This is a genomic window from Frankia sp. AgB32, assembly GCF_023243045.1.
Classification (GTDB): Bacteria; Actinomycetota; Actinomycetes; order Frankiales; family Frankiaceae; genus Frankia.
Map to the genome: position 1 here is coordinate 63,942 of NZ_JALKFX010000004.1, position 21,810 is coordinate 85,751.

Annotated in this window: 2 protein-coding genes; both read right to left on the bottom strand. The window is 73.8% G+C overall.

Annotated features, from left to right (window positions below; all coding sequences use genetic code 11):
• Positions 1-152: 152 nt before the first annotated feature.
• Positions 153-6,776 carry a type I polyketide synthase gene (locus MXD60_RS02400; RefSeq protein ID WP_248817207.1) on the bottom strand — a complete coding sequence of 2,208 codons (6,624 nt, stop codon included), beginning with the start codon at positions 6,774-6,776 and terminating at the stop codon, positions 153-155.
• A gap of 8 nt (positions 6,777-6,784) precedes the next feature.
• Positions 6,785-21,772 carry a type I polyketide synthase gene (locus MXD60_RS28465; RefSeq protein ID WP_283097639.1) on the bottom strand — a complete coding sequence of 4,996 codons (14,988 nt, stop codon included), beginning with the start codon at positions 21,770-21,772 and terminating at the stop codon, positions 6,785-6,787.
• Positions 21,773-21,810: the final 38 nt, after the last annotated feature.

A 21,810-nucleotide genomic window follows, 5' to 3' on the forward strand; every position in this document is an offset into this window, starting at 1 on the left:
ACCGCAGTGGACAGCGGCTCGTCGGCCCGGGAAGCGGAAAACGAAACGGAGAACCGAGAAAGGACGTTAGCTATGGATCGCCCCTACCAACAACCCCTATCGGACGGCCGGGAACCCCTATCCGGCGAGAGTTTCCGCAGGTCAGGCACGGGTCAGGTGGCTTCGGGGCGATCTCCGTCGATGAGCGCGAAGAGCTCGTCGTCCGTGGCGGAATCGAGCAGGAGTTCCGCCGCGTCGTCGGACGGCATTCCGGGCTCCGGGTAGGCGTCGTCCCATCGGTTCAGCAGCGTCCGCAGGCGCCCGGCGATCCTGCCCCGCAGCTCCTCCTCCGGTTGGGTCCGCAGGAGGGCCCGCTCAAGGTTGTCGATCTCGACAAGCACCGGCGTTGACCGTGGCGCCGCCTCGGCGGTGAGCCTGGTGCGCAGGTAGCCGGCGAGTTCGGCCGGAGTGGGGTGGTCGAAGACCAGTGTTGCCGGGAATCGGCAGCCGGTCACCCCGGTCAGCCTGTTACGAACGTCGACAGCGGTCAGGGAGTCGAACCCGAGATCACGGAACGGGGTGTCCGGATCGAGTGCCTGCGCATCGGCCGAGCCCAGCGCGATGGCGGCATGCGACCGCACGAGGTCGAGCAGGAACTGCTTCTGCCCGGCCTCACCCAGCGAGGCGAGCTGCGTCGTCAGCCCGACGGCGGGGTCGGTCTCGGCGGCCCGGGGCCGGACCGGCGCGTTGATCAGTCCGTGCCAGAGCGCCGGAAGCGAACCGTCCCGGGCAAGGGACCGGAGTCGGTTCGCGCGGATCGTCGACGCCAGCAGAACGGGTTCGACGGACACCCGCGCGGCGTCGAAAAGCGTCAGCGCCTGCTCCGTGGACAGCGGGGTGAAGTACCCGGTGATGCGCGCCCGGTGGGAACCGGTGATGCCGGCGGTCAGTCCGCTGGTCTCCGCCCACAGGCCCCACGCTATCGACGTCGCGGGCAGGCCCATCGCCTTCCGATGGCCGGCGAACGCGTCGAGGAACACGTTCGCGGCCGCATAGTTGCCCTGTCCCGGAGCACCGGTCAGCCCGGCGCCGGAGGAGAACATCACGAACTCGGCGAGATCGGCGTCCGCGGTGAGCTCGTGCAGGTTCAGCGCCGCGTCGACCTTGGGCCGCATGACCGTGTCGATCTTGTCTGGGGTGAGCGAGGGCAGGATTCCGTCGTCGAGGACACCGGCGGCGTGCACCACCGAGGTCAGCGGGTGATCGGCCGGAACCGCGGCCAACGTCCGGGCGAGGGCCGCCCGATCGGCGAGGTCGCAGGCGACGATCTCCACCCGGGCACCCAGCCCGGTGAGTTCGGCGCGAACCGTCTCCGCACCGGGTGCTTCGGGACCCCGGCGGCTGACCAGCATGATGTGCCTGGCCCCCCGCTCGGCGAGATGACGCGCCACCAGAGCGCCCAGCGTGCCGGTGCCGCCGGTGACGAGCACCGTCCCGTCGGGGTCCGGCGCCGCCGGAACGGTCAGCACGATCTTGCCGACGTGCCGGGCCTGGCTCATGAAGCGAAACGCCGGTATCGCGTGCCGGACGTCCCAGGCGGTCACCCGCGGCAGCTCCAGCGCACCGCGACGGAACAGGGCCATGATCTCGGACAGCATCTCCCCGATGCGGTCCGGTCCCGCCTCGTTCAGCTCGAAGGCCCGGTAGCTGGTCCCGGGATGGCGGCGGGAGAGGTCATCGCCGTCGCGGACGTCGGTCTTCCCCATCTCGATGAAGCGTCCGCCGGGCCGCAGCAGCCGCAGTGAGGCGTCGGTGAAGTCCCCGGCCAGCGAGTTGAGCACGACGTCGACGCCCTGCCCGGCGGTCGCGTCGACGAAGCGCCGCTCGAAGTCGAGCGTGCGGCTGGACGCGATGTGGGTGTCGTCCAGTCCGGCCGACCTCAGGACCGGCCACTTGGCCTGGCTGGCGGTCGCGAACACCTCGGCGCCGCGGTACCTGGCCAGCTGGATCGCGGCCGTGCCGACCCCGCCGGCACCCGCGTGCACGAGCACGGTCTCGCCGGCGCGCAGTCCGGCCAGGTGGGCAAGCCCGTAGTACGCGGTGAGGAAGGCCACCGGCACCGACGCGGCCTGCTCGTACGACCATTCCGCGGGGATCTTGGCCAACAGCCGGTCATCGGTCACCGCGACCGGGCCGAACGCGCTGGTCAGCAGGCCCAGAACGCGGTCCCCTGGGACCAGGCCGGTGACGTCGTCGCCGACGGCGAGCACCGTTCCCGCGCCCTCACCGCCAAGGTCCGTCTCCTCGGGGATCAGCCCCAGCGCGACGACCACGTCATGGAAGTTCAGCCCGGCGGCACGCACTGCCACCCGCACCTCACGCGGGCCCAGCGGCCCGGTCGGCAGGGGGCGTTCCGCCAGGGTGAGTCCCTCCAGAGTCCGGGTGCCGGCGCATTCCAGGCGCCAGGCGGCCGCCCGGAGCGGCGGCGTCAGGCTTTCGCCGCCGTCGACCCGGGCGAGCCGCGGCGCCAGCAGTGCGCCGGACCGGAGGGCGAGCTGTGCCTCCCCGGCGACCGCTACGGCCGCGGCCGCCGCCCAGACCTCCCCCGTGCCGGCGTCGTCGACCGTGCCGGCGTCGTCGACCGTGCCGGCGTCGTCGACCGTGCCGGCGTCGTCTACCAGGACGAACCGGCCGGGATGCTCTGTCTGCGCCGTGCGCACCAGTCCCCACACGGCGGCCGAGGCGAGGTCCGCGACGGCGTCTCCGTCCTGTGCCACGACCGCACCCGACGTCCTGATCAGCAGCCGACCTGCGCCGAGGTCGTCGTCCGCCAGCCAGTCCTGCAGCACGCTCAACGCGGCCACGGTGACCGTCCGGACGCGAGCCGCCAACGCGGCCGCGTCGCGGCCGCCGACAGGTTCGGGAACGCTCCACATCACCAGGTCGGGCGCGGGAGTTCCGGCGGCGATCGCCGCGCGGAGCCCGGCCAGGTCGCGGTACGCGCCAACGACCGCGCCGGTGTCGCCCAGCCGCCGCGCGAGTCCCGTCCCCTCAGCGTCGAGCACCGCCCAACGGGACGCGGCCACGCTCGGTCCGGACCCGGACGGGGTGACGTTCACCCAGTCGAGACGGAACAGCGCGTCACGCAGCGGGCCCGTGGTCGTCGCGCGCCCCGGCCCGGACGATCCCGGCCGCACAGCGATGGAGCCCACCGCGACCACGGGTCGTCCGTCGAGGTCCGCAGCCGTCAGCGCCATCCGGTCCGGGCCGATCCGCCGGACCCTGACCCGCAGGTCGGTCGCGCCGGGTGTCGCCAGGAGCACGTCGCTGAACACGAACGGAAGCCGGATCCCCTCGTCCGTTCCCGCCCCCTCGCCCGCGGCAAGGAGGCCGGCTGCCTGCGCCGCCGCGTCCAGCAGTGCGGGATGGACGCCGAACCGCCCGGCTTCACCGCGCTGTTGGGGCGGCAGCCCGACCTCGGCACAGATGTCGTCACCGACCCGCCAGGCCCGGCGTATCCCGCGAAAGGCCGACCCGTACCCGTAGCCGCGCTCCGCGAGGCTCTCGTAGAGCCCGTCGGTGGGCAGCGGCTCCGCGCCCGCCGGCGGCCAGACCACGAGGTCACCGAAGTCCGCCGCGAAGGGCGAGCCGGTGAGCTCGCCGACGGCGTTCGTCGTCCATTCGCCGTCAAGGGAGGTTTCCTCCGGCCTGGAGTACACGGTCACCTGGCGCCTGCCCGAGTCGTCCGGGGCCCCAGCCACCACCTGGACCTGGACCGCGCCCGCCGGGAGCACGAGGGGGGATTCCAGGGTCAGTTCCTCGATGCCGGCGCAGCCCGTTTCGGTCGCGGCGCGCAGAGCCAGTTCCACGAAGGCCGTGCCGGGAAGCAGCACCTGGTCACCGACCGCGTGATCAGCCAGCCACCCCTGGGTCCGCGACGACAGGCGGCCGGACAGCACGACGGCGTCGCTTCCGGCGACGTCTATCGCGGCACCGAGCATGGGATGCTCACCAGCGCGCAGTCCGGCCCTGCCGAGAGCGTCCCCGGCCGGCGCCACCTGCTCCTGCCAGTAGCGTTCGCGTTGGAAGGCGTACAACGGGAGGTCGACGCGGCTGGTACCGCGGTAGTCGAGCAGGCTCTCCCAGACGACCGGCACGCCGCCGACGTAGGCCTGCGCGACCGAGCCGAGAAAGTCGTCCGGGCCACCGCGGTCGCGATGCAGGGTGGCGAGGACGACCGCGGAGGCATCCGCGTCGGCGATCGTCTGCTCCAGGCCCATCGTCAGGACCGGGTGCGGGCTCGCCTCCACGAACAGCTCGTAACCGCGCTCGAGCAGGGTCCGGGTGACCTCGTCGAAGCGCACCGGCTGCCGGAGATTGCGGTACCAGTAGTCCGCGTCGAGCGACACGGTGTCCAGCTGCCCACCGGTGACCGCCGAGTAGAACGGGATGCGCGCGGGGCCGGGGGTGATGCCCTTCAGCGCCACGAGCAGTTCATCCCGAATCCGCTCGACGTGCGGCGAGTGCGAGGCGTAGTCGACCGCGAGAGGCCGTACCCGGACATCGGAGTCCCGGTACTCGGCCACCAGCTCGGCCATCGCGGCGCTGTCGCCCGACACCACCACCGACCCGGGCGCGTTCACGACGGCGACCGCGAGCCGGCCGTCCCACCGGGAGATCAGGGCCTCGGCCTGCGCGCGTCCCAGGCCCAACGACGCCATCGCGCCCTGCCCGGACAGCGACGCCAGGGCACGGCTGCGCAGTGCCACCACGCGTGCCGCGTCCTCCAGGGTCAGCCCGCCCGCCACGCAGGCGGCGGCGATCTCGCCCTGGGAGTGCCCGGCCACCGCGGCAGGCCTGATTCCCGCGTGCTGCCACAGGGCGGCCAGCGACACCATGACCGCGAACAGCGCCGGCTGCACGACGTCCACCCGGTCCAGGTCCGGGGTGCCGGGCGCACCGTGGAGCACGTCGCGGACCGACCAGCCGGTGAACGGTGCCAGCGCCTGATCGCATTCGGCGAGCCGGTCGCGGAACACCGGAGCTGTCCGCAGCAACCCGAGCGCCATCCCCCGCCACTGGGCACCCTGCCCGGGGAACACCAGGACCGCCTCACCGGAACGGCTGCGTGCCACCCCCTGGACCAGCCCCGCGGCAGGTCGGTCCGCGGCCAGCGCACGGAGCCCGGCGAGCAGCCCGGTCCGGGTGTCGCCGAGCACGACGGCCCGGTGGGACAGTGCCGACCGGCGGACCAGCGAACTCGCGACATCCCGTGGATCCAGGTCGGGCCGGGCCTCCAGGAACTCGCTCAGCCGATCGGCCTGAGCGCGCAGTCCCCGCGCCCCCCGGCTCGACAGCACCCACGGCACCGCCGCGGCCGACCCCGTCTCGTCACCCGCGACCACGTCCACGGGTGACGCCGGCTTCGGCTCGGGTGCCTGCTCCAGGATGAGGTGGGCGTTGGTGCCGCTGATACCGAAGGAGGACACGGCGGCCCGCCGCGGATGCCCGTTGTCGGGCCACGGCACCGCCTCCACCGCCAGCCGCACCGCGCCCGCCGACCAGTCCACATGCGGACTTGGCTCCGCCACATGCAGCGTCGCCGGCACCACCCCGTGGTGCATCGCGAGCACCAGCTTCATCACACTCGCCACGCCCCCGGCGGCCTGGGTGTGGCCGATGTTCGACTTCACCGACCCGAGCAGCACCGGCCGATCCACGGGCCGACCGCGGCCGTAGGTCGCCAGCAGCGCCTGTGCCTCGATCGGATCGCCCAGCGACGTCCCGGTCCCGTGCGCCTCCACGACATCCACGTCCGCGGCCGCCAGACCCGCACCCGCCAGCGCGGACTGGATCACCCGCTGCTGCGACGGGCCGTTGGGCGCGGTCAACCCACTCGACGCGCCGTCCTGGTTCGTCGCCGAGCCCCTGATGACGGCGAGGACCCGGTGTCCGCGGCGCCGCGCCTGCGACAGGGTCTCGACGAGCATCAGGCCGACACCTTCCGCGAAGCCGAACCCGTCCGCGGTGGACGCGAACGCCTTGCACCGCCCGTCGGTCGACAACGCACGCTGCCGGCTGAACTCGACGAACACCTTCGGGCTGGACATCACCGCCACCCCACCGACCAACGCCATCGAGCACTCACCGGCCCGCAGTGCCTGACCCGCCAGATGCAGCGCCACCAACGACGACGAGCACGCCGTGTCGACCGTTATCGCCGGGCCTTCCAGCCCGAACACGTACGACACCCGCCCCGACAGCACACTCGGGGTGGTCCCGGCGACCGCATACCCCTCCACGCCGTGCGGGTAGTCGCTGGGTCCGGCGCCGACGAACACCCCCGTCCGGCTCCCCCGCAGACTCAGCGGATCGATCCCGGCGTTCTCGAACAGCTCCCACGACGTTTCCAGCAGCAGCCGCTGCCGAGGATCCATGGCCAGCGCCTCACGCGGGGAAATACCGAAGAACTCCGCGTCGAACCCCGCCACCTCCGCGAGGAATCCGCCGTCGCGGACATACGAGGTGCCCGGCCGATCCGGATCCGGATCGAACAACCCCGCCAGATCCCACCCCCGATCCGCCGGAAACCCGCCCACCGCATCCCGACCCTCGACGAGCAGCCCCCAGAACTCCTCCGGCGACGTCACACCCCCCGGCAGCCGACACGCCATCCCCACGATCGCCACCGGCTCCCGCAGCGCGGCTTCGAGCTCGTCGTTGCGCGAACGCAGCCGCCGGGTCTCCTTGACCGATGCCCGTAGCGCGCTGGTGATCTCTTCGACCGTTGCCGTCATCGAGGCCCTCACTCTCCAGAGTTCCGCTCGTGGCCGTCGGCGCCGAGCCCAGCGCGGATCAGTTCGTCCAGGTCCATGTCGTCGACCGTGTCGAGCTCGTCGTCGTGGTCCCGGTGGTTGTCGTGGTCCCGGCCGTCGTCGCCGTCGTCCGCCGCGTTCGGGGCGTCCGCCACCGGACTGAACCGATCACTGAGGTGGCGGGCGAGCGCCGCGGGCGTCGGGCAGTCGAAAATCACGGTCGCGGGCAGCCGCAGACCGGTCGCCGTCGCCAGCCGGTTACGCAGCTCGACGGCTGTCAGCGAGTCGAATCCCATTTCGAGGAAGCCGCGGTCGACGTCCAGCGCGGCCGCCGAACCGTGGCCCAGCACCGCGGCGGCCTGCTTCCTGACCAGGTGCACGAGCGCCTGCCGCCGCTCGGCGGCGGACATCCCGGCGAGCTGGTCGACCGCTCCCGCGGCGGCGCCGCGCTCGCCTGGACGAGGCTCCGCGACGGTGCGGCGCGGTGCCAGCAGGCGCAGCACGGGAGGGATGCGCCCCTGGCTCTCCTGGATGCGCAGCGCCGCGCGGTCGATGTGCGCTGCCACGACCAGTGGTTCCCCGGCCTGGACGCCGTCATCGAACAGGGCCAGGGCTTCCGCGGCGGACATGGCCTGTGCACCGGCGCGGGAGAGCCGATCGCGGTCCAGGACGTTCATCTGACCTGTGAGTGCGCTGTCGGGTGCCCACAGACCCCAGGCGATCGACGTGGCGGCCTGCCCGCGTGCGCTCCTGACCGCGGCGAGCGTGTCGAGGAAGACGTTGGCGGCACCGTAGTTGGCCTGCCCGGGATTGCCGAGCAACCCGGCGGCCGACGAGTACAGGACGAACATGCCGAGGTCGAGGCCGGTGGTGAGCTGATCGAGGTGCACGGCGGCATCGACCTTGGGACGCAGGACGGGCGTCAGGCGCGCGCTGGTGAGGGAGGAGAACACCGTGTCGTCCAACACCCCCGCGGTGTGGACCACCGCGGTGAGGGGGTGGTCCGCCGCGATCCCGGCCAGCAGGGCCGCCAGGGCGTCGCGGTCGGCGATGTCGCAGGCGGCCAGGCGCACGTCGGCGCCCAGCCCGGCGAGTTCCGCCCGCAGTTCCTCGGCGCCCGGCGCGGTGTCACCCTGCCGGCTCGCCAGCAGGATGTGGCGCATCCCCCAGGGGCCGGCCAGGTGCTTCGCCACCAGTGCGCCCAGCGTCCCGGTGCCGCCCGTGATCAGTACGGTGCCGGCGGGATCGGGAGTGGGCGGAACCGTCAGCACGAGCTTGCCGACGTGCCTGGCCTGAGCCATGTGCCGGAATGCCGCGGATGCGTCCCGGACGTCCCAGGTGCGGACGGGCAGCGGCCGCACGGCGCCGTCCCGCAGCAGCCGGACGACCTCCGTCAGCATGGTCTGGATCGACTCCGGGCCGGCGTCCGAGACCAGGTCCACCGGTCGGTACACCACCCCCGGCCAGGCGGCGGCGACCTGCTCCGGGTCCCGGCGGTCGGTCTTGCCGAGCTCGATGAAACGTCCTCCGCCCGGCAGCACGCGCAACGAGGCATCGATGAGTTCGCCGGCGAGTGAGTTGACGACCACGTCGACACCCGCGCCGTCGGTGGCGGCGAGCACCCGGTCGGCGAAGGCGGCGTCCCGTGATGAGGAGATGTGGGCGTCGTCCAGGCCCATCCGCCGGAGCGCGTCGTGCTTCGCGGGGCTGGCCGTGGCGAACACCTCGGCGCCCAGCTCGCGGGCGAGCGCGACCGCCGCCGTACCGACTCCGCCGGCTGCCGCGTGCACGAGGACTCGCTGCCCGGCGCGCAGGCCCGCTGTCTCGTGCAGCGCCAGGTGGGCGGTCAGAAAGGCGGACGGGACCGAGGCCGCCTGCTCGAACGACCAGTCCGCGGGGATCGGCACCAGCCAGCGATGGTCGGTGACCGCTTCGGTGCCGAACGCGCGGGGCATCAGCCCCAGGACCCTGTCCCCGGGCCTGAGCCCGCGCACTCCGGGACCGGTCGCCTGGACCACGCCGGCTCCCTCACCACCGATGAACAGGCCGTCGTCCGGTGGCAGCCCCAGCGCGACCAGGAGATCGTGGAAGCTGATCCCGGCCGCCCGGACCCGCACCCGCACCTGGTCCGGGGCCAGCGGCTCTCCGGTCTCCGGGCAGGGCACCAGGGACAGCGCGTCGAGGACGCCGGACGGGTCCGGTTCGAGCCGCCACCGGCCGCCGAGCGGCGGCGTCAGCCTGCCCGCCGGCGTGCCCGCCGCGACCAGCCTGGGGATCAGCGGCTCGCCCCGCCGGATCGCGATCTGCGGCTCGTCACCCGCCAGCACGTCCATGAGCACGGCGGCGCCGGCCTCCGCGTCCAGGTCCACGAGGACGATCCGGCCCGGGTTCTCGGCCTGCGCCGAGCGGAGCAGCCCCCACACCGGCGCCGCGGCGAGGTCGTGCACGTCGGCCGGCTGCCCGACCGCGAGCGCGCGGCGGGTGAGCACGACCAGCCGCGTGTCGGCCGTCCGGTCGTCGGCCAGCCAGGCCTGGACATCGTGCAGCACCGTGCTGATCAGGTCGACGGCCGAACCGGGCAACCCGGCTCCGGCCACGCTCGCCGCTGGCAGCACCGCGATCCGGGGGGACGGCGCACCGTCGGCCAGCGCGCCGAGAAACGCGGTCACGTCGGGATGGGGACGCACGGGGACTCCCGCCGCCGACAGGGCGTCGACCAGGACGGGGATGTCCTCGCCGAGGACGGCCCACTCGCCGTCGACGCGGGACCTCGGCGTCGCCAGCGGAACCCAGTCCAGGCGGAACAGGGACCGGTTGGCCGGGCCCGCGGCCGCGGTGAGCTGCTCGACCGGGACCGGTCGGGTCACCAGGCGTTCGATCACCAGAACCGGGTCACCGGTCTCATCCGCCGCGGTCAGCGCCACCGCGTCAGGTCCGGCTGGCGAGATGCGCACGCGCAGGGCTCGCGAACCGGGCGCGAACAGCGACACGCCAGCGAGGCTGAACGGCAGCCGCACGGCGGCGTCACTGCCGTCGCCCTGGCCGACGGACGGAGCGAGCACCATCGCGTGCAGCGCCGCGTCGAGCAGCGCGGGGTGCATGCCGTACCGGGGTGCCTCATCCCGCACCCGGGCGGGCAGCGCCACCTCGGCGTAGACCTCGGTGCCGGTGCGCCACGCCCGCGTCAGGCCCTGGAACGACGGCCCATAGGTGTAGCCGGCCTCCGCTCCCGCCGCGTAGAAGGCGTCCGGGTCCAACGGCACCGGCTCGGAGCCGGGCGGCGGCCAGGCGGCCAGCGAGGCCGCCGCGGGGCCGCCGGCCGCCGTCAGGAGAGCCGACGCGTGCCGCGTCCAGTCACCGTCCTGGCCGTTCTCCCCGTCTGGCCGGGAGTAGACGGCCAGGTGCCGATGCCCCGCGTCGTCGGGCGGGCCCACCACCAGTTGGAGGCGGACCGCCTCATCGCCGCGCAGCAGCAACGGCGCTTCCAGGGTCAGCTCCTCGACCCGTGGGCACCGTGCCTCGGCGCCGGCGCGCAGTGCCAGCTCGGCGAACCCCGTCCCCGGTAGCAGGCACACTCCGTTGACCGCGTGATCGGCCAGCCACGGCCGGGTCGCGGCCGAGAGCCGCCCGGTGAGCACGAGGCCACCGCTGTCCGCCAGTTCGACCGCGGCACCGAGGAGCGGATGGTCCGGCGCCGTCACGCCGAGAGCCGCCGGATCCGCGGCAGCGCTCTCGTCGTCCATCCAGAAACGCCGCTGGTCAAAGGCGTAGGTAGGCAGCGGGACCCGGTGGGCGTCGGGGATCAGCCTGGCCCAGTCCAGGTCCGCCCCGTTCGCCCACGCCTCGGCCAGCGAAGCCGTGAACCGGGCCGAGCCGCCCTCGTCGCGGCGCAGCGAGCCCACGATCAGCGGCTCCGGGCAGTCGTCCACCGCGGTGGCGGTGTCCAGCACCGCGGCGGTCAGCACGGGGTGCGGGCTCACCTCGACGAACATGGTGAAGCCGTGGTCGAGCAGCGCCCGGGTCGCGTGCTCGAACCGCACCGGTTCCCGCAGGTTCCGGTACCAGTACTCCGCATTCAGCCCACTGGTGTCGACCGGCTCCCCGGTCACCGCGGAATAGAACGGTATGCGCGAGCGCTGGGGGGCGATCCCGGCCAGCTTCGTCAGGAGGTCGGCGCGCATCGGCTCGACCTGTGGTGAGTGCGACGCGTAGTCGACCTCGATCCGCCGGCTCCGGATCCCCTGCCGTTCGCACTCGGCGATCAGGTCGTCCAGCGCCTCGGTGTCACCGGCCACGACGACCTGCGCGGGACTGTTGACGGTCGCGATCGTCAGCCGCCCCTCCCACGGGTCGAGCAGCTTGGCCACCTGCTGCTCGTCCGCCCGCACCGATGCCATGCCCGCGGTGCCGGTCAGCCGGGCCAGTTCCGCCGCCCGCACGGCCACCACCCTGGCGGCGTCCGCCAGGGACAGCGCGCCGGCCACGTAGGCGGCGGCGATCTCGCCCTGGGAGTGCCCGACCACCGCCGCGGGACTCACGCCGTAGTGCTGCCAGAGGCGAGCCAGCGACACCATCACGGCGAACAGCATCGGTTGCACCACGTCGACCCGGTCCAGTCCGGGCGCTCCGTCCGCCTGCCGGAGCACCGCGGTCGGCGACCAGTCGATGTGCGCGGCCAGCGCCTGCTCGCACTCGTCGAGGTAGCCCGCGAACTCCGGGCAGCTCCCGAGCAGGTCCGCGGCCATCCCCGGCCACTGGGAACCCTGCCCGGGGAACACGAAGACGACCCGTGGCTTGCGCTGCGCGGTGCCGCGCACCAGCCCGGGGTCCGGCTCGTCGTCGGCCAGCAGCGTGAGCCGGCGCAGTCGGTCGGCCCGGTCGCCGCCCAGCACCACCGCGCGATGCGGCAGCGCCGCCCGCGAGGAGGCCAGACTCCAGCCGATGTCGCGCGGTCGCGGACCGGACTCGCCCGCGGCCAGCCGACGCAGCCTGCCGGCCTGCTGGCGCAGCGAGGCCGAGGACGCCGCGGAGACGGGCCAGGGGACCGGCGCGGCCATCGAGCCAGGATCGGGGTCGTCCGCCCGCTCCGGCTGCTGAGCCGCCGGCTGTTCGAGGATGAGATGGGCGTTGGTGCCGCTGACTCCGAAGGAGGACACTCCCGCCCGCCGCGGATGCCCGCCATCGGGCCACGGCACCGCCGCCACCGCCAGCGCGACCTCGCCCGCCGACCAGTCCACCTGACGACTCGGCCGATCAACGTGCAACGTCGCGGGCACCACCCCGTGCCGCATCGCCAGCACCATCTTCATCACCCCGACCGCGCCCGCCGCCGCCTGGGTGTGGCCGATGTTCGACTTCGCCGACCCCAGCAGAAGCGGCCGGCCGGCCGGTCGGTCCTGCCCATAGGTCGCCAGCAGTGCCTGCGCCTCGATCGGATCGCCCAGCGTCGTCCCCGTCCCGTGCGCCTCCACCACGTCCACCTCGCGCAGCGACAGACCGGCGTTCGCCGCCGCCTGGCGAATCACGCGCTGCTGGGACGGCCCGTTCGGGGCCGTCAGCCCGTTCGACGCACCGTCCTGGTTCAGTGCCGAACCCCGGATGACCGCGAGAACCTCGTGCCCCCGGCGCTGGGCCTCCGACAGCGGTTCGACCAGCAGCAGACTGACGCCCTCGGCGAACCCGGTTCCGTCCGCGGCGTCGGCGAACGCCTTGCACCGCCCGTCCGCCGAGAGCCCGCGCTGCCGGCTGAACTCGACGAACACCTTCGGGCTGGACATCACCGCCACCCCACCGACCAACGCCATCGAGCACTCACCGGCCCGCAGTGCCTGACCCGCCAGATGCAGCGCCACCAACGACGACGAGCACGCCGTGTCGACCGTTATCGCCGGGCCTTCCAGCCCGAACACGTACGACACCCGCCCCGATATCACGGCTGGGGTGCTGCCCGTCACCGCGTAGCCCTCGGCGCTGTGCGGTGCCAGCGGGGCCCCGGTCACGTAGTCCGTCGGACCAGCGCCGACGAACACCCCCGTCCGGCTCCCCCGCAGACTCAGCGGATCGATCCCGGCGTTCTCGAACAGCTCCCACGACGTTTCCAGCAGCAGCCGCTGCCGAGGATCCATGGTCAGCGCCTCACGCGGGGAAATACCGAAGAACTCCGCGTCGAATCCCGCCACGTCGTTCACGAACCCGCTCTCGCGGACATACGAGGTGCCCGGCCGATCCGGATCCGGATCGAACAACCCCGCCAGATCCCACCCCCGATCCGCCGGAAACCCGCCCACCGCATCCCGACCCTCGACGAGCAGCCCCCAGAACTCCTCCGGCGACGTCACACCCCCCGGCAGCCGACACGCCATCCCCACGATCGCCATCGGTTCGTCGACGGCGATCGTGTTCTCGTCCGTCACCGTCGGGGTGGACGCCGTCGACGCGTCCGATTCACCGAGGGCGAGCGTGAGCGTGAGCAGGCAGCCGGCTACGGCCGTCGCGGTCGGATAGTCGAACGCGAGGGACGCCGGCAGGCGCAGCCCGGTGGCCGCGTTCAGCCGGGTCCGGAACTCGACCGCGGTGACGGAGTCGGACCCCATCTCGGTGAAGGGCAGGTCGGGGTCCACGTCGTGGGCACGGCGGTAGCCGAGTACGGCCGCGGCCTCGGTCCGGACGAGGTCGAGGGCCACCCACTCGCGCTCGGACTCGGGCGTCCGCCTCAGGAGCCCGGCCAGTGCGCTCTCCTCGGCCTCCTGCTCGCCGTCACCCGATGCCCCGCCCGCGAGACCCTGGACCTCCGCCAGTTCGTCGAGGAACGGCCGGGGGCGGGCCGCCGAGTAGAGCTGGGCGAACCGCTCCCACGCCACGTCGGCGACGACGACGGACGTCTCGTCCCGGTCGAGCACCTGCCGCAGGGCCCGCAGCGCCTGCCCGGGGTCCAGCAGCGGGAGGCCCTGCCGCTGCGACTGGCTGGTGAACATGTCCCGCACGGCGGCGTCGTCGCTGTCCTCCCCGAACGCGTTCCAGAAGCTCCAGGCGATGGTGGTGGCCGCCTGACCCCGGGCACGACGCTGGACGGCCAGGGCGTCCAGGTGTGCGTCGGCGGCCGCGAAGACGCCGTTCTCGGCGGCGCCCCAGACACCCGCGACGGAGGCGAACAGGACGAAGGCATCCACGGACTCCGCGCCGAGCAGCTCGTCCAGGACCCGCGCGCCGGTGACCTTGGCGCGCAGCGTGCCGGCGAGCCCTGCCAGCGTCGTCCCGGTCAGCGGGCCGGGGTCCGGGACGACCGCCGCGTGCACGACGGTGCGGACCGGCCGTCCCGCGGATCGCGCCTCGCCCAGCAGACCCTCCATCGCCGCGCGGTCGGCCACGTCGCAGGCCGCCATCGTGACCGAGGTACCGGCCTGGCCGAGTTCCGCCGCCAGCTCGGCCGCACCCGGTGCGTGCCGACCCCGCCGGCCGGCGACGATGACGTGCTCGGCGCCGGCGGCCGCCAGCCACCGGGCGAGGCGTCGGCCGAGCCGGCCGGTGCCGCCGGTGACCAGCACGCTGCCGCCCGGCTGCCAGGTCCTCGCCACGGGCCGGTCCGCCACCGGATCACGCACCAGCCGGCGCACCTTCAGACCGCCGTCCCGCACCGCCACCTGGTCGTCCACTCCCAGGCCACCGCCCAGCACCACGCACAGCCACCGCAGTGCGTCCTCGCCGGGTGAGCCGGGCAGGTCGACCAGGCCACCCCAGCGCTGCGGGAGTTCCAGACCCGCCACCCGCCCCAGGCCCCAGACCTGAGCCTGGGTGGGCGAGGTCAGATCACCGCCGTCCGCGCCGACCGCGCCGGTGGTCACCAGCCACATCGGGATGTCGGCCCCGACGTCGCCGAGCGCCTGTACGAGGGCCAGGGTGCCCGCCGTCCCCGCCGGGAGGTCCGGGAACGCCTCGTGTGGGCGCTCGTCCATCGCCAGCAGCGACAGCACACCGGCCGCCGCCGTCGCCTCCGCGTTCCGAAGCAGGCCGGCGAGGTGCTCCCGGCCGTCGCGCGCCGGGTCCAGAGTGAGCCGCCGGGCGTCCACGCCATGTGCGGCGAGGGCCTGGCACACCGCCGCCGCGCAGTCCTGTCCCGGTCCGGTGCCGGGCACCAGGACCAGCCACCTTCCACTCAGCCGCGGCTGGGCGACCTCGCCGGCGGGCTGCCAGTCGACGCGGTAGCGCCAGGCGTCGAGCTCGTGGCCGACGACATCCGGAATGACGGCGGGCTCCGCGTCGTGGTGGGCGAAGACAGGCTGCCAGTCGACCTCGGCGCCCTGGACGTACGCCTCGGCGAGCGAGGTCAGCAGGCGACCGGGGCCGCCGTCGTTCCTGCGCAGCGTGCCCAGTGCCCGCGCGTCGCTCCCCGTCTGTTCGATCGTTCCCTCGATCGCCGGCGTGAGCACAGGGTGCGGGCTCGCCTCGATGAACAGGCCGTGGCCAGCCGCGAGCAGCGCGCGGACCGCGTCCTCGAACCGCACGCACTGGCGGAGGCTGTAGTACCAGTAGTCGGGCCCGAGTTCGGAGGTGTCCAGCAGCCCTCCGGTGGCCGAGGAGTAGAACGGCACCTCCCCCCTGCGGGGCGTGATCCCCACCAGCACCTGGCGCAGCCGCTCACGGATCCGCTCCACGTGCGGCGAGTGCGAGGCGTAGTCCACGTCGACCCGTCTGAACCGGATCCCGTCGGCGTCACAGCTGCCGGCCAGCTCCTCGAGGGCGCCGACGTCACCCGCCACCACCACGCTGTCCGGGCCGTTGACCGCGGCGATCGACAGCCGGCCGGCGAAACGCCCCAGCAGGCCGGTGACCGTCCGCGCGTCGAGCGCGAGCGAGGCCATGGCGCCCTGGCCGGACAGGTGCGCGAGTTCGGCGCTGCGCAGTGCCACGACCCGGGCCGCGTCACGCAGCGACAACGCGCCGGCGACGTGGGCGGCGGCGATCTCGCCCTGCGAGTGACCGACGACGGCCACGGGAACGATCCCGTAGGAGCGCCAGAGCGCGGCCAGCGAGACCATCACCGCGAAGAGGGTGGGCTGCACGACGTCGACCCGGTCGAGCGACGCGGCGCCCGGCTCGCCGCCGATCACCGCGCCGAGCGACCAGTCGGTGAACTCGGCGAGAACCTCCGCGCACGCGCGCATCCGCTCGGCGAAGACCGGCTCGGCCGCCATGAGGTCCACGGCCATTCCCGGCCACTGAGCGCCCTGGCCCGGGAACACCAGAGCGATCCGCGGGTCGCTACCCGCCTGGCCCTGGACCAGGTTCGCCGCGGACCCGCCGGCCGCGAGCGCGCTCAGCCCGTCACCGAAGGCCCCCGCACCGCCGGCCAGCACGACGGCGCGATGCGCCGCCGAGTGCGGCAGCGCGACCAGGGCCGATCCCACCCCGAGCGGACCGGGTCGCTGGCTCCCCACCGTGAGGTCCCGTACCGCGGCGGCGCGTGCCCGCAGTCCGATGGTGCTGGCGGCGGACATCACCCACGGAATCACGGGCAGGTCGCCGGGGACGTCGGCGGCCTCGCGGTACCAGTGACGGCGATGCTGCCAGGGATAGGCGGGCAGCCGGACGGGCCGGCGCGACGTCCTGGCCGGCGCGGGAACGGCGCCGGCCACGAACAGGGCCGCCGCGGTGGCGGCGACGCGATCCACCGGATCGTGGGTTTCGGTCGCCACCCCGAACCGGCCGGCCAGCGCGGCGGGCAGGTCCTGGGGCAGGACGTCGAGGAGCGCGTCCACGCCCTCGTCCGCGATGTCGTCGGCGAGGCCCGCCGGCCAGCCGGCCGGCAGTCCGCGCCGCGCCCGACTCGCCAGGCCGTCGGACGACCTGGCGAGTCCTTCGCCGTCCGCCGACAGCTCGGAGATGCGGCCGGGTCGCAGTGCGACGCCCGACGTCTGCCCGGCGGCCAGGCGCAGCCCGTCCTCGAGCTCCAGCCGTCCCGCCGCCCAGGCGGCACCCAGCTGGCCCGCGCCCGCACCGATCACGACCTGCGGCGCCAGTCCGACGGCAGCCCACAGCTCGGTCGCCGCCACGTGATGACACAGCAGGTAGGCCGCCGGCAGGTCGGCCGGTGGCGCGGCGAACGGGTCGACGACCGTTCCGGTCAGCGCGGTGAGTCGCTCGGCGCAGGAGCGCAGCGCGGCGACGTACTCCGGCAGCGCGGTCAGCCGTTCGCGCAGGGCGGCGGACGGCGGTTCGGCTCCGAACCAGAAACCGACGGTGTGGTCGACCCCCTCGGTCGCCTGCCCGGTCCGGGCGGTCGACCCGCTGTTCCCCTGGGCGGCCGCTTCCAGCGCCGCCGCCATCGCGGTGGCGTCGTGGCCGGTGACGGCGAGCCGGTGGCTCAACCAGGTACGGCGGTAGGCCGCGGTGTGGACGATGGCGTCGAGTTCGGCCGGCGCCTCGCGGAGCCGGGCGGCGAGGCGTCCGGCGGCCTGTCGCAGCGCCGGCCGCGACGCCGCGGTGACCATCAGGACCCTGGCGGCCCCGCGGGGCGCGACCACCGCCGGTTCGGGAACCTCGGGCGGCTGTTCGACGACGACGTGCGCGTTGCTGCCGCTGAACCCGAACGAGCTCACGCCGGCCCGCCGCGGGTGATCCCGCCGCGGCCACTGCCGCCGCTCGGTCACCACCGAGACCGGAAGCGTCTCCCAGTCGATGCGCGTCGACGGCCGGTTCAACGGATGCGGCGGAAGCTCTCCGTGGTGGAGCGCGAGGACCACCTTGAGCAGCCCGACGACGCCGGCCGCGGCCTCCAGGTGCCCGATGGCGACCTTGGCCGCGCCGATGAGCAGCGCCGCGTCCGCCGCGCGCCCGGCTCCCAGCGCCTCGGCGAGCGCGCGGACCTCGATCGGATCGCCGAGGGGCGTGCCGGTGCCGTGGGCCTCGACGTAGTCGACCTCGCGCGGCGCCCAGCCGGCGGCCTCGACCGCCCGTCTGATCACCGCGACCTGGGCGGACGCGCTGGGCACCGTCATGCCGCCGCTGGCGCCGTCCTGGTTGACCGCGGTACCCCGGATGACCGCGTAGACCCGGTCACCGTCCCGCTTCGCCGCACCCAGCGGTTTGAGGACGACCACCGCCGCACCCTCGCCCCGGCCGTAGCCGTCGGCCGCGTCGTCGAAGGTCTTGCAGCGCCCGTCCCGTGCCAGGGCGCCGGCCGAGGACATGGAGACCGACACCGTGGGGGCGACGATCACGTTGGCCCCGCCCACGACAGCGATCTCGCAATCGCCCGCGCGCAGGCCCTGACACGCCAGGTGGACCGCGGTGAGGGACGATGAGCACGCGGTGTCGACGGCGATACTGGGGCCGCTCAGTCCGAGGAAGTACGACAGCCGCCCGACCGCGGCGGCGAACGTCGTGCCGGTTCCGTAGAAGTGGTCGACGTCGGCCAGGTCACGGGCGAGCAGCTGCTGGTAGTCGGCGGTGTTGAGGCCGAAGTAGACACCCGCGGAACGGCCGTCCGACACCGGCTGGCCAGCGTCCTCCAGCGCCTCCCAGGCGACTTCGAGAAGCAGGCGGTGCTGCGGGTCCAGTGACCTCGCCTCGCGCGGCGAGACGCGGAAGAACTCCGCGTCGAAGCCCGTCACGTCGTCGAGGTAGCCGCCGCGCCTCGGGACGTCGGCCCCGGCCTGCGCCCAGATCGGATCGGCCACGCGGTCGGCCGGCAGGTCGCGGACCGCGAGGCGGCCCTCGGTGAGCAGCGACCAGAACTCCTCCGGCGACCTCGCGCCGGGCAGGCGGCACGACATGCCGATCACCGCGATGGCGTCGTCCGACGGCTCACCGTCACCCGCCCGATCGTCACCCGCCCGATCGTCGGCCGGCGTGGTCGTCCGGGTGCCGGCCGCCGGGGCGGCCTCCGCCAGGAACGCGCTGAGCGCCTCGATCGTCGGATTCTCGAAGACGATCGTCGCGGGCAGTTCCAGGCCGAACTCGGCGGCCAGGCGGTCCCGCAGCTCGACGGCGGTGAGCGAGTCGAGGCCCTGGTCGAACAGACCGCGTCGCCTCGCCGGCCGCTGGTCATCGGGTAGACCGAGAACGGCCGCGACCAGCGCCTCGACGCGCGCCAGCGGACCGCCGCGCATCTGCGGCCTGCTCGCGGGTGCGGGCCGGGGAGCCACCGCGGGGGCCGGCCCGGCGGGCTTGCCGGGGTCGGTCGGAGCCCTGTCATCCACCGGACGCGAGACCAGTTCACTGATCACCCGGCCGTCGGCGTCGAGCACGCCGAGGCGTAGCTGTGCCGGCACCGCGCCCGCCGGAGTGCGCCCCTGCTCGCCGGGCCTGACCCCGGGCAGCCAGAACTTCTCCCCGCCCCAGGAGGGCACCGGCAGCGTCCGGTACCGGGCCGGTGTTCCGGCGATCCTCGCCCAGTCCACGTCGACGCCGATGACATGGAGCTGAGCGACCGTCCGGTGCAACGACAGCAGCCCCGGTTCGCCGCGGCGCAGAGTGGCCGTCACCGGCCCCCGGCGCTCCCGACGGCGGACCGCGTCGGCGAGTGAGCGGATCAGCGTGGGGTGCGGGCCGATCTCGACGAACGCCCGGTCGCCTTCGGCGAGCAGCCGGTCGACCACGGGCCACAGGAGCACGGGGTCGGTGAGGTTGCGGGCCCAGTAGCCGGCGTCGAAGCGGACGTCCTCGTCGTCCGGTAGCACGCTGGACAGCAACCGCGTCGAGGTGGCGGTGACGGTGAGATCGGCCAGCGCCTCCCGCAGCCGCGGGCCACGGTCAGCCACCACCGGGCTGTGGAACGCGTAGTCACCGGACAGCCGCCGGCACCGCAGACCGCGGGCCTCGATCGCCGTGGCGGCCGAGTCGACGGCGTCCGGTGGGCCGCTGAGCACGACCGCGCCCGGTCCGTTGACCGCGGCGACGACCACCGGCAGGCCGGTGTCGGCCAGTGCCGCCAGGACCGGGTCCCGGTCCGCGCGGACCGCCAGCATGGCACCTCGGCCCGCTGTCTCCTGAAGGAGCTGGCCTCGCCGAACTGCCAGCCGTACGGCGTCGGCACGGGAGATCGCGCCCGCCACGTGCGCGGCGGCGATCTCCCCGACGCTGTGCCCGACCACGGCCCGCGGCCGCACGCCGCACTCGGCCAGCCAGCTCGTCAACGCCACCTGCACGGCGAGGAGGGCCGGCTGGGCGTGGTCGGTCCGGTCGAGCCGGCTGTCCTCGCCGCGCCGCAGCTCGTCGATCAACGACCAGGACACATCCCGCCGGATCAGCGTGTCGCACTCGTCGAGTGCTTCGCGGACCACGGGCGAGGCGTCGTACAGGTCCACCGCCATGCCCGCCCACTGCGCGCCCTGACCGGAGTACACGAACACGGGCTCGGGAACGCCCTCGGGATCCACGACGCCGAGGTAGGTACCTTCCGGCGCCTCCTCGACCTCGGCCAGTGCCGCCGCCAGCTCCGCTGGTCCCGCCGCGACGGCGGCGAACCGATGCCGTTCCTGCGTCCGCCGGGTCGCCGCGGACGCGACCAGGTCGTCGAGGTCGCCGGCTCCGGCTCCGGCGCCGGCGATCACCCGATCCCCCATCCCGGCAACCTGGTCGGCCAGGCCCGCCTGGTGGAACGCCGAGGCGAGCAGCACGTAGGGACCGGCGGGTCGACTGCTCTCGGGCGCGGCCCCGACGGGCTCGACGCCTTCGGCGATCACATGGACGTTCGTGCCGCTGAGCCCGGAGGAGCTGACCCCGACACGGACCGGCCGACTCGTGTCCGCGAGGCTGACCGGGCTGACCGGCACCGCCATCGTGCCGCGGTCCCAGGAGACCGCCGAGGTGAGCCGACCGGGATCGGGCTGGGCGGGAACCTCTCGCGAGTGGACGACCCAGAGGCCCTTGAGCAGACCGGCGATGCCGGCCGCGGCGTCGGTGTGCCCGAACACCGCCTTGTTGGAGCCCACGTAGAGCGGCGGGCGGCCCGGTGCCCGGCGCCTCGCGTAGACCTCGTCCAGCGCCATGAGTTCGACCTGATCGCCGAGCGGGGTCCCGGTGCCGTGGGCCTCCACGTAGTCGACGTCCGACGGGTCGATCCCCGAGCTGCCGAGGGCGGTGCGCAGCAGATCGACCTGGGCGATGCCGTTGGGCGCTGTGATGCCGAGGCTGCGGCCGTCATGGTTGACCGCCGATGCGCGGATGACCCCGTAGATCCGATCCCGGTCGGCGAGGGCGTCGGGCAGGCGTTTGAGGACGACGACGCCGCAGCCTTCACCGCGCAGGATGCCGTCGGCGTCAGCCGCGAACGGACGGCATCGCCCGGTCGGCGAGATCGCGCCGATCCTGCTCATGAAGACGCTCAGCTCGGGCGTGATCAGCAGGTTGACGCCGCCGGCCAGGCAGATGTCGGTCTCACCGGACCGCAGGCTCTGACTCGCCAGATGCACGGCGAACAGGGACGAGGAGCAGGCGGTGGTCAGGGAGACCATGGGCCCGTGCAGGTCGAAGGTGTAGGCCAGCCGGCCCGCGACGAAGCTGGACTCGCTTCCGCTGGCGTAGTGCGGCCCGATGCCCTGGATTCCGAGGGTCTTGGTGTGCAGCGTCGCGTAGTCGTGGGTGAACATCCCGAAGAACGCCCCGGTGCGGGTGCCGTGCCAGGCGTCCGCGGGCCGCCCGGAATCGCTCATTGCCTCCCAGGCCACCTCGAGCATCAGCCGCTGCTGGGGATCCATCGCGCTCGCCTCACGTGGCGAGACCCCGAAGTAGGACGCGTCGAACCGGTCGATCTCCGCCAGGAAGCCGCCGACATGACTGGCCGTGCCCGGACCGGAGTCGCCCGGCCTGGCGAACCCGCGGTCCCAACGGGTCGCGGGAATGTCCTCGAAAACGGTGGTCGCGGACCTGAGGGCCGCGCCGAAGGAATCGAGATCGCGGGCGCCGCCGGGAAATCGGCAGCCGATGCCGACGACGGCTATGGCCGTGGCGGGCGAGCTCGTCCGGAGTCGTTCTGCCATGGAAGATATCCCTCGCTCTACAATGAGCTTCCGCAGTT

Bases quoted from the DNA above. Each gene is read 5' to 3' on its own strand.
- MXD60_RS02400 (WP_248817207.1), bottom strand. From the start codon at position 6,776: ATGACGGCAACGGTCGAAGAGATCACCAGCGCGCTACGGGCATCGGTC.
- MXD60_RS28465 (WP_283097639.1), bottom strand. From the start codon at position 21,772: ATGGCAGAACGACTCCGGACGAGCTCGCCCGCCACGGCCATAGCCGTC.